This window comes from Mesorhizobium sp. M2A.F.Ca.ET.039.01.1.1, from assembly GCF_003998035.1.
Lineage (GTDB): Bacteria > Pseudomonadota > Alphaproteobacteria > Rhizobiales > Rhizobiaceae > Mesorhizobium.
In genome coordinates, this window is the sequence record NZ_RZRY01000182.1 from 1 (window position 1) to 9,962 (window position 9,962).

Annotated in this window: 6 protein-coding genes and 3 pseudogenes; 6 read left to right on the forward strand and 3 right to left on the reverse strand. The window is 59.4% G+C overall.

Features of this window, described 5'->3' with window-relative positions; all coding sequences use genetic code 11:
- Window positions 1–1,046 precede the first annotated feature (1,046 nt).
- Entirely contained in the window at window positions 1,047–1,502 is a 456-nt protein-coding gene (locus tag EOA24_RS15815; protein WP_256748481.1) for a transposase, read from the reverse strand.
- A gap of 793 nt (window positions 1,503–2,295) precedes the next feature.
- Here EOA24_RS15815 and EOA24_RS15820 point away from each other — a divergent pair.
- Window positions 2,296–2,811, forward strand: a complete 516-nt coding sequence (locus EOA24_RS15820; RefSeq protein WP_224570032.1) for a DUF2285 domain-containing protein — start codon at window positions 2,296–2,298, stop codon at window positions 2,809–2,811.
- 786 nt (window positions 2,812–3,597) lie between these two features.
- Here the strand turns inward: EOA24_RS15820 and EOA24_RS15825 are convergent.
- Window positions 3,598–4,593, reverse strand: a pseudogene (locus EOA24_RS15825) (aldehyde dehydrogenase family protein); the annotation flags it as partial.
- 611 nt (window positions 4,594–5,204) lie between these two features.
- On the opposite strand from EOA24_RS15825, the gene EOA24_RS15835 reads away from it, so the two are divergent.
- Both EOA24_RS15835 and EOA24_RS15840 read left to right on the forward strand, forming a co-directional pair.
- Entirely contained in the window at window positions 5,205–5,543 is a 339-nt protein-coding gene (locus EOA24_RS15835; RefSeq protein WP_063169282.1) for a helix-turn-helix transcriptional regulator, read from the forward strand.
- Window positions 5,533–6,849, forward strand: a complete 1,317-nt coding sequence (locus EOA24_RS15840; protein WP_063169281.1) for a HipA domain-containing protein — start codon at window positions 5,533–5,535, stop codon at window positions 6,847–6,849. The genes EOA24_RS15835 and EOA24_RS15840 overlap by 11 nt, the downstream gene beginning before the upstream one ends.
- 569 nt (window positions 6,850–7,418) lie before the next feature.
- Here EOA24_RS15840 and EOA24_RS15845 read toward each other — a convergent pair.
- Window positions 7,419–7,775, reverse strand: a complete 357-nt coding sequence (locus EOA24_RS15845; RefSeq protein ID WP_126080678.1) for a hypothetical protein — start codon at window positions 7,773–7,775, stop codon at window positions 7,419–7,421.
- Window positions 7,776–8,291: 516 nt separating this feature from the next.
- Here EOA24_RS15845 and EOA24_RS43040 point away from each other — a divergent pair.
- From EOA24_RS43040 to EOA24_RS15860, 3 genes and pseudogenes are all read left to right on the forward strand, one after another.
- A pseudogene (locus tag EOA24_RS43040) lies at window positions 8,292–8,824 on the forward strand (IS21 family transposase); the annotation flags it as partial.
- A 10-nt stretch (window positions 8,825–8,834) separates the two neighbouring features.
- Window positions 8,835–9,148: pseudogene (locus tag EOA24_RS43045) on the forward strand (ATP-binding protein); the annotation flags it as partial.
- Window positions 9,149–9,340: 192 nt separating this feature from the next.
- Window positions 9,341–9,962 (forward strand): hypothetical protein (locus EOA24_RS15860; protein WP_133374527.1); only part of this gene is annotated, 622 nt, incomplete at its 3' end.

The following is a 9,962-nucleotide window of genomic DNA, read 5'->3' on the forward strand; positions in this document are numbered from 1 at the left end:
ACGATTGTTGCGCCGCATCTTCCGCCCATGCCAGCAGCTACGCCGCCAGAGCGTCATCCGCAGCCTGCTTGATCAGCCATTCGATGTGATTTGACCACATCTGCAACACCTCGCGCTTCTCCTTGACTTTGCTATAGAGATTGTAGATTTCGCCAATGTCTGTCAAGGACGCCGCCTTGTGATTCAGTATGTGCTCGATGACGTGTGGCAATACCTGCCGCCTGCCGAGATTTGTCGCGAGCGTCCTGCGCAGATCGTGAAGGGTCCAGTTCTCCAAAGCCACCCCGTCAGTATTGACCTTGCCGTCTAGAGCCTTCTTGCCCTTCGCGTAGCCTGAGAAGTGGCTTCTTTCGTTGCCCCTCGCAGGGAAAAAAACGTGTCATTGGTCTTCGGTACCGTCTGGGGGACCGACACCGCCAGTGTGGGCAGCGGAATAAGCGTAGGCTCTTCGTTCTTCGTGCGGTCACCCGATAGTTCCATGTTCCGGCTTCAAGGTTGAGGACCAACGCATCGCGGCAACTTCCGTACGCCTCTGTCCGGTCAGAATGAGCAGCTTGACGATGGAGCCGAACGAATAGCCGATATCGCCCGGTTCGGGCTCACAGCCCGTTCATATAGCCGCCAGTTCGGCATCGTTCACCACTCGCTTGCGCTTGACGATCGGGGCCGGATCCGGATTTTCCAATCCCTCGCGGGGAAACCGCGGATGAGCCGTTGCGGCGGTTTGCGACACCAGTTGAAAAATGCCCGCATACACCAGAAGGCCGTGTTAGCCGCTTGCGGGTGACCCCCGGCGACGATCTTCTTGGTGACGTTAGCAATGTCGGTGTCGATCACATGGTGGATAGAGCGACTCCCGAGGGCAGGCACAAGATACCGGTTCAGGCTGGCCTCGACCAGTGCGGTGTTTTGAGGGTCGTTACTCGGCGGCCTGGAGGTGACCGCCATCGCCGTCCTCGGTATCGTCAGCGCTGATATGCGCCTGATCGGCAAGGAAGGCTGGCAGTTCCGATGGAGCTATGCTGGAATTTGGGTGACGAGGCTGATCAAGCGGCGCTCTGCGGCTTCGTTTCGATGACCTGGATTCCGTCCAGGAACCTGGCACCTGCGATGAGTTTCGGCAACTGATTTTGTCCTTTCAATCGTCGCCACTTCCTGGCCGCGGCCAACAGCTTGAAGACCATCAGCTGGGCGGTTTTCGAGGATAGCGAGCCCTTGGTACGCACCGTGCGATAGCGAACGGTTGCAAAGACGCTTTCGATGGGATTGGACGTTCGCAGATGATCCCAGTGTTGGGCGGGGAAATCGTAGAGCGCCAGCGACGCAATATGATCTTTCGTCAGGCAGTCGACCGCCTTGGCATACGCCTCGGCCTCCATCTCGATCGCATGCGCAAGCAATTTGCGCGCGCCGCTGCGAAGTACATCCGTCAGGGTATCATCGATTTCGTCGGGCTGACGAAGGCGAACAATGTGTTGATAGTCTCGTTCATGGCGTATCACTCTCCTTGAGAGGTACTGGCAGGCTTCATCACCCGCCTCGATACGCCGCTCTCCTCAAGCCGCCATCATCCAGTTTCCGCCATGGCTCCCCCTGATTGATCCGCTTCACCTGTGCAACTGCACAGGCTGCCCTAGCGGGGAGATTGGCCTCCAATGGCGAAAGCTTGCCGCAGGAGACCCTCCGATGACCGTGCCTATGGCGCCGCCGCTACGACAACTTGCCGACAAGCAGCGTGCGATCCACTGCCGCGCTACTGCGCCTTCAAGGGACGTCTGGATCGCGACGCAGGAGCCGATGACTGTTACGGGATCAATTCCAGGTCGCGCTGGCCGTCGCTGTGCCAGTTCGACGGTCTGGTGGCAATTTGGGCACATCTTCTGTCGCCGACAGTGGCGATGGCTGACGCTTCAACGAAACGGGGTCTTCGACGTCTGCTGCCTACGCCGATGCTTTGCGAAGTGGCATAATGTTTCGACGCACGCAGGCGCGGGCAGGGGATGTCAGTCATGAATCTCCTGACTGGCGCGGATCAGGCCGATTGGCGGGATGAAAGATCATACGACTACACCGCTGGCCTGACGCTGCGGGAGTGGGCTTGGGAGTTCTTACGCCGCAATCCAGCGTTCCAGCGCGATCTGACCGCTGCGCGCCAGCATTGCAAGACTTGGTCTCTCCAATCCTTTCTCGATATGGTCGCGTCGGCCGGCGACCTGTCACGCTGGGGTGTTCTGTTTCGCGGAGTCTTGTGGCCGCGCTTCGGTCGTATTCTGGTGTCCGCTCTGGTGCGTCCATGTGCTGCCGGTCATTGCGGAACGGTTGCCTGCCTCGTCGCCGACACCGCCGTTCGAACTCTCGGCATTGCCCTGTCGTGCAATCGTCCTGCTGGCGCCCGACAAGAGCCAGCATGTTCTTCTTCGCAATGCGGACCACGCGCTGCAGCTCGCCGTCTCGGGCGCGAATATCCTCCACCCTGTTTGCCTGCATACGCAAGCCATCTGGCCCGCGGTGCTTTTAAAGCATCGACTGAGGGGACTGGAGTGCCTCAATGCTCTCAGTCTAGGGCAACAGTTGCCCCCCCGCTTGTTTGCGCCGGAAAAGCGCGGCGTTCGTTTGTCCTTCGTTCTTCGTGCGCTCGACGGTTCGCTCGCCGGAGCACCTCATCGCGAGCTCGCCGAAGTTCTCATCGGTCAACGGCGCGTCCATGCCGACTGGGCGGATCCTCGCGATCATCTGCGCGACCGCATCCGTCGGGCCGTCTCGCGTGGCCGCGCGCTCATGAATGGTGGCTACAGAGATTTCCTAATTTGAAAAGCGACAGTCCGCGCTGTGCGTCGGTGGATGAACGTTCGCTCGCAGCTGTACCCGTCACCAACAGTTCGCCCGCCGACAGGACTGCATGGCGCCTTGCAAGTGCGCTCTGGTCTAGCTTGTCGATGCCGAAAATGAGATGGGCGAGGGTGCCAAGGCGGTGGTTCATTAGGGCCGGCCTCGACCTGGACGCACATCATTGGTCGGAAAGCGGCGTGCACCGCAATGTCGCCATAGCAGCCAAGATCCTTTGAGTCCGGACCTGCAGTCCTGTTGGACCGGCGGGTGCAACAATATGGAGGGATTTGAGGCCTCACACCGTTCCCTGGTCGACAGCTCGGTCAGACATAGCACCCACCGCTTGATTATGGAAATGGTGTGCCTGGAGTGCAGCGAGTAGCGGCTTGCTGCGCACTGTCCTAAGAATAGCAGTCATGACCCGTCTGGGGTTCTGCAACACGACGATTCAACCGCTTGGGCATTGTCGCATATCCCACAATGTAGAATGCGCAACAGGGCAAAAGCTGATCCATCGGCGGTTTATCAATGCTTTTTGGCTTGGCACGGCACATGCAACGCAATCGGCAAAAGGCGCACGAACTGAGTGGCCCATCGGCCCTAGGAGCGCTGATTTATGCCCTCCCAAGGCATGTCCGGCCCGGCAGCGAGCTCAGTCTCCTGCCGGGCATCCGTGTTTCAGGTCAACGGCGTTTGGAACTTCCAATTAGGTGGCGGCATTGACCGCAGGCCGCCCCCCGGTGGGGCGGAGAGACAGTGCAGCAGGTTTCAAATCCCGCCCATGCAAAGATATTTCATTTCCAGATAGTCCTCGAGGCCATGACGGGAACCCTCCCGCCCGATGCCGGATTGTTTGATCCCGCCAAACGGTGCCGCCTCCGAGGACATGCGTCCCGTGTTGATGCCAACCATGCCATATTCCAGAGCCTCTGCCACACGCCAGACCCGCTTCAGGTTTGAGGCATAGAAGTATGCGGCGAGGCCGTAGATCGTGTCATTGGCCTCGCGCACGACCTGATCCGCATCGTTGAAGCGAATGATCGGCGCGAGCGGCCCGAATGTCTCCTCTTGCGCGACTGCCATGACGCTGGAAATCTCGGTGAGGACCGTGGGTTCGAAAAACGTGCCATTCTTGCCGATACGCTGGCCCCCGCATCGTATTGTGCCGCCTTTCGCAATGGCATCTGCGATGTGAGACTCGATCTTGGCCAGAGCATGCTTGTCGATGAGCGGTCCGATGTCCACTCCGGCATCGAATCCGTCGCCAACCGACAAGTGCCGGATTCTTTCCACGAATTTCTTGACGAACTCATCGTGAACGCTCGATTGGACGTAAATGCGGTTCGCGGAAACGCAGGTCTGGCCGGCATTGCGGAACTTCGCCTGGACCGCACCGTCAACAGCACCGTCAATGTCGGCATCATCGAAGATGATGAAAGGTGCATTGCCGCCGGTTTCAAGGCTGACCTTCTTGATCTGGTCAGAGCACTGACGCATCAGCAGCCGTCCGACCTCGTTCGAACCGGTAAAGCTGATCTTTGGAATTGGTGCAGAGTTCACGGCCCACGCGATCACCTTCGGACGCATAGATCAGGTTGACCACGCCATCGGGAAAGCCGGCCTGATGGCGAGAGCAAACATTGCACCTAGCCACGCCACGATAAGATCGAGCGCGGCTTCGTTGCGTGCGGGTCTGTGGTCAGTGGAGGGCGGAGGAAAAGCGCTCGGCGTGCTCGCCCTCGCGATACCACTGGTTCGCGCCGGCAAGCGCCAGTTTCTGAGGCAAATCGCCGAACAGCTGGTAGAGCCTTACTCTCAGGGCTTGGCATCTATGTCGCCTACGACCGCCACATGCAGCCCGTCGCGTGCGAAAGCGGCTTTGTGGAAGGCGCTTAGATCGGAGGGCGTTACGCTAGTCAGCCTCCCTTGGGCGGTCTCGAATACGGATGCGTGCGTAGATTCCGCGCCGCCAGGCCAGCTCGGCGATCGCATGAGGTTCGCGCTCATTGGCAATGATTTCGGAGAGAAGCTGGGCGCGTATGCGGTCGAAAAGTGCTGGTGTAGCCGGATGCGGGTCCCGCCGCCGAGAATGTCGGCCAGCAGTCGAGCGCCGCGGCCCCGCACCAGGGACCGCCCATGAATGACTCATGCGAGGCGTCTCAAGGCTGTCCGCGATCCAGCGCCAGATCTCCGCCTCGCCCGAGACGCGCAGAGCTGGCCGGTTGTGCAGGAGCCGTCGGCAATATCCGCCTTCCTCGTTCGGATGGGTAACGCTTGCGATACGGAGTCTTGACTTTGGCAGTCGCTCTGTGACATTACCTATATAAAGTTCGAAAGAAGGCGATATGGATCATGCATAGGTCACAGAGACCCGAATGAAGGCAACGTATAAACGCACCTATTCGCGCTACGCGATGGAAGCGCTTGGCCTTTTCGGTAAGACCATCCGGCTTGGCCGGATGCAGCACCGGTTAACCGCACAGGAGTTAGCCGAGAGAATCGGTGTTTCACGCAGCACCCTGCAGCGCATCGAGAAGGGCGATCCCAAAGTCGAAATCGGACTGATGTTCGAAGCTGCTGCCATTGTCGGTGTGAAGCTGTTCGATGCCGACGGCAATGGCATCACAGCCCTCACAGGCCGCATGGACGATCGCATCGCGCTGCTGCCGAAGCACGTCTACAAGGCCGGCAAGCAGATCGTCGATGAGTTCTAAGGTCCCCAAGTACGACGAAGCCTATGTCTGGGTCTGGCTGCCGGGCGAGACCGCGCCGGTTGTCGCCGGGCGGCTATATGCCCATGACGGACTCGTCAGCTTCAACTATGGCAGGAGCTTTCGTGAACTGGGAAGCGCGATCCCGCTTTATCTCCCGGAACTGCCCCTGAAGGCAGGCGAATTGCCTTTGCTTCCTGGCCTAACCATGCCGGGATGCATCCGCGATGCTGCCCCTGATGCCTGGGGACGACGGGTTATCCTAAACCGCAAATTCGGTGTGAAGGGCGATGAAATCGCGCGGCTCGATATTTCAGAACTGACGTTCTTGCTGGAATCAGGCTCGGACCGCATCGGCGCGCTCGATTTTCAGTTTTCGCCAATGCATTACGAGCCGCGCGCACTGGCCAATGCCACTCTCGAAGAGCTTGTCCAATCGGCGGAGCGGGTAGAGAAAGGTATTCCGCTCACCCCCGAATTAGATCAGGCGCTGCATCACGGCAGCTCGATCGGCGGCGCAAGGCCAAAGGCGCTGATCGAGGGTGACGCCGTCAAGCATGTCGCGAAATTTTCCTCGTCTGCCGACCTTTACAGCGTCGTCAAAGGAGAATTCATAGCCATGCGGCTTGCCGCCTTGTGCGGCATCAGAGCGGCATCCGTCTCGCTCGTTCGCGCCGCAGGCAACGACGTGTTGCTCGTCGAGCGATTCGACCGGATCAAGGTCACGGGCGGCTGGCAACGCAAATCCATGGTCTCAGCGCTGACGATGCTCGCGCTCGATGAGATGATGGCGCGTTACGCCAGCTACCAGGATTTGGCGGAGATCATTCGCCACCGATTCACCGCGCCGTCGGAAACTCTGCGCGAGTTGTTCAGCCGCATTGTCTTCAACATACTTTGCGGCAACACCGACGATCATGCCCGCAACCATGCGGCATTCTGGGACGGCGCTAAGCTCACCCTCACGCCTGCGTACGATATTTGTCCGCAGGCCCGCAGTGGCCAGGAGGCCAGCCAGGCCATGCTCATCAGCGGCAATAACCGCATGAGCCGGATAGCGTCCTGCCTTGAAGCGGCGCATCACTTCCTGCTCAGCGCGCCGGAAGCTCTTGCGATTGTTGAAGGCCAGCTCCGATGCATTGCGGAGAATTGGCCGCGTGTCAGCGAGGAAGCTACGCTATCCGGCACAGATCGCAATCTGTTCTGGGGCCGACAGTTCCTCAATCCCTACGCTTTTACGGCGCTGGAAGGAAGCGCCGACGTTCTCCGCGCTCTGGCTGACGAACTACGCAACAGTGTTCACGCCTGATCCGGCGCTGGATTTCGGACAAGCTCGGCAAGCGCAAGACGCCCACAATATCGACAACCCTTGCCGTGCCAGGACGAAGATTGAACAAACGGCTCTTCAACAGTGACAACGTGCACTGCGGAGAGATGTGGAGCTGACACCGCAAAAGCCCAAGACGCGCGACTTCCCGCGATACAACTCCACATAACTGAGCGTCTACAAGCGGTGCAGCCAGCCAAACATCCAGCCATCAAAGCGATGATCGTCTGATCTTTTGCCGATGACATCACGTCGGGGAAGCCTTGTTCGAGCGCTTGCCGCTTCATATCGATACCGGCCTGGGCGTAGCGCATCGTTAGTTCAGCCCGAGTGGCCTGGCCATCGACTGATGGTGGCGATGTCAACACCCGCCTTGACGAGGTGGATGGCCGTCGTGTCCCGCAAAGGGCGATGATGGATGCTTTTTTCCGCCATGGTGGTTCCTTCGCCCGCAGCCATGTGTGCGCAGCAAGTATGGAACACCGAACCGGGTGAGCAGTGTGGGGCGGTCGTTGCTTTGCTCGGCGGGACAGGGCGATACCAGACGAAGGTCACAATCGAAGATTCAGGATCCCTGAACTCGTGCATCCGTATTGAACATCAGCGAAAACAGAGCGTAATCCCGCTGTCCAGAAGGCGTGCGGCGGACGATACGCGCCAGGACGCTCTTGATTTCCGGGCTCATCGAGATATTCGACAGGTGCCACCCACGCGCCCTCTTGAAGGGAAGTGTCACCACCAGTTGCAGCGTATCCTAATATTCGGGGTGCTCCGAAATCAGGAACCGCGCAAAGGCATCCATCGCCGCCAGCCTTGCATTGCGGGTCGCAACTGCCACGCTCGACCTCAAGTGATGTGAGAAAGCTGCCCATCCTGTCGGTATTGATGTCGGAGACCGCTTCTTTCAAGAATATCTTCCCGCTCTCCCGCGGCATGAGCCCGTGGCATGCTTCGGCCCAATGCTGTGGATTGATGTTTCTTCATGCCACAACCTCGCTGACGAGACCGCCGAAAGCCCCTTCAAAGCGGTCGGTGGCGATCTCTCGCAGCTTTGGAAGGTAGTGCATTGATTTTTCGTGGAATGGGGACCCTGTTTAAAGGGTGATTTTCGTCCAAACGGGACCCTTTAACGATGGGGTCATCAAGATGCCTCCGGCTTGATCGGAGGCATTTGTGTTTTGGATGTTGGTTTTAGAGACGATTGCAAAGATACGTCGGCTGTCGCTGGTCCAGGGGAAGTCGATCAAGGCGATCTGCCGTGAGCTGAAGATCTCGCGCAAGGTGGTGCGCAAGGTCCTGCGTTCTGAGCAGACGGAGTTCCGCTACGAGCGCAAGCACCAGCCCTATCCCCGCATGGGAGCTCGGCGTGAGACGCGGGACCGGCTGCTGTCGGCGAATGCGGCCAAGCCGCAGCGGGAGCGGCTGCCGGTCGCTTCGACGGCTTCCACTGCATTCCCCCGTCGGTGTCGAAGACCTGCACGGTGCGCTTCGACAACAACAAATACTCGGTGCTGTCGAGTGCCGTCGGTCGGCCCGTCGAGATCCATGCTTATGTCGATCGGATCGCATCCGCCAGAGGATGGCGTGGTCGTGGGAGAACACGTTCGCTCCTTTGGCCGCAACGAGGTCGTCTACGATCCCTGGCACACGGCGCGCGCCGTTCCTTAGCTGGGTCGTGCGGTCGGCAATGGAGAAGGTGCGGCGCAGCTCAAGGCGGTTGATGACGTCGACCGGCAGATGGTGTTGATCCTCACCTGGGTGCTGACCGACGGATTGAGCGCGGTCGAGGCCGCCTGTCAGGAAGCCATCGAGCACGGTGCATCGTCGGCGCCGGTGATCCTCAACATCCTGGCCCGCAGCCGCGATCCGGCGCCGGGCACGATCCTTTCCATTCCCCAAGCGCTGAAGCTAGCTCACGAGTGTCGCCGACTGCACCCGCTATGACAGTCTCAGGAGGACAAACAGCCATGGAACGCACCGAGGTACTGGAACTGATGGGAGCGCTGAAGCTCTACGGAATGCGCAGAGCCTATGACGAGATCATGGGCGCGTCGCCATCAAGCGACGGCACGAGCCGCCCAGGATTGTCGGTGATCTCTTGCAGGCCGAGATATCGGAGAAGCAGGCCCGCTCCATCAAATACCAGTTCGCTGTCGCCAAGTTGCCGCTGGCCAAGGACATCGACGACTTCGACTTCGCCGACACGCCGGTCACCCCCTGATGCGCGATCTCGCCCGGCCGCGCCTTCGTCGCCGATCAGCGCAACATCGTCCTGGTCGGCCGCCTTCACGGGTCACCCAACTCGCGCGGAAGGTCGACCGCATTGCGACGGGCGCGTGTCGACTTCCCAACAATGTCAGACAGGAGACGCAACGCTATCGGAGCGATCGCATTGCCCGAAACGATTTTCCCAGTTGGCACGACAATTGCGGTCCTATGCGCAAAAGCAAACTAGACCTGAGAGCCGCACCGCATGAATGTAGCCTCCCAATATCTGCCGCTTGTGGCGCATCACGAAGCCGGGCACGCGGTGGCCGCCATCGTTTTGCACCGTCAGACGTTCGACGACGACCGTGAACTCCCTGCTTTCTCAAGTGTTAGTATTTACCCCGACGCCGGTGACGGAGAGTGCGGTGGTGTTGTCGAAGGCGCGGGTTTTTATTCAGCGCAAGGATTCACCTCGAAGCGAAAGCCGATTTTCGAGGACGATATGGATCGATGTTTGGAACGCGATGATGCGATCCGGGAGATAGTTGCGTGTCTGGCAGGTCCTTTTGCAGACTCCGCATTCGAAGGCTATCTGGACCCGCGCGATATGGCGATGAATGCGTCCGATGGGAATGAGGGGAGCTGCGACTACGCGGATGCCAAGCGAATCTATGGTGAGTTGCGGTTCCTGATGCCGCGCCGCCCCGATTGGGGGCGGATCGAAGATTGCACGGCCCGGCTAGTACTCGATCACTGGTCGGCCATCGAAGCATTGGCCGCGCATTTGCTGGTCAAGCATGATCTCCAATTCGATGAGGCTCTGACGATTGTTGCGCCGCATCTTCCGCCCATGCCAGCAGCTACGCCGCCAGAGCGTCATCCGCAGC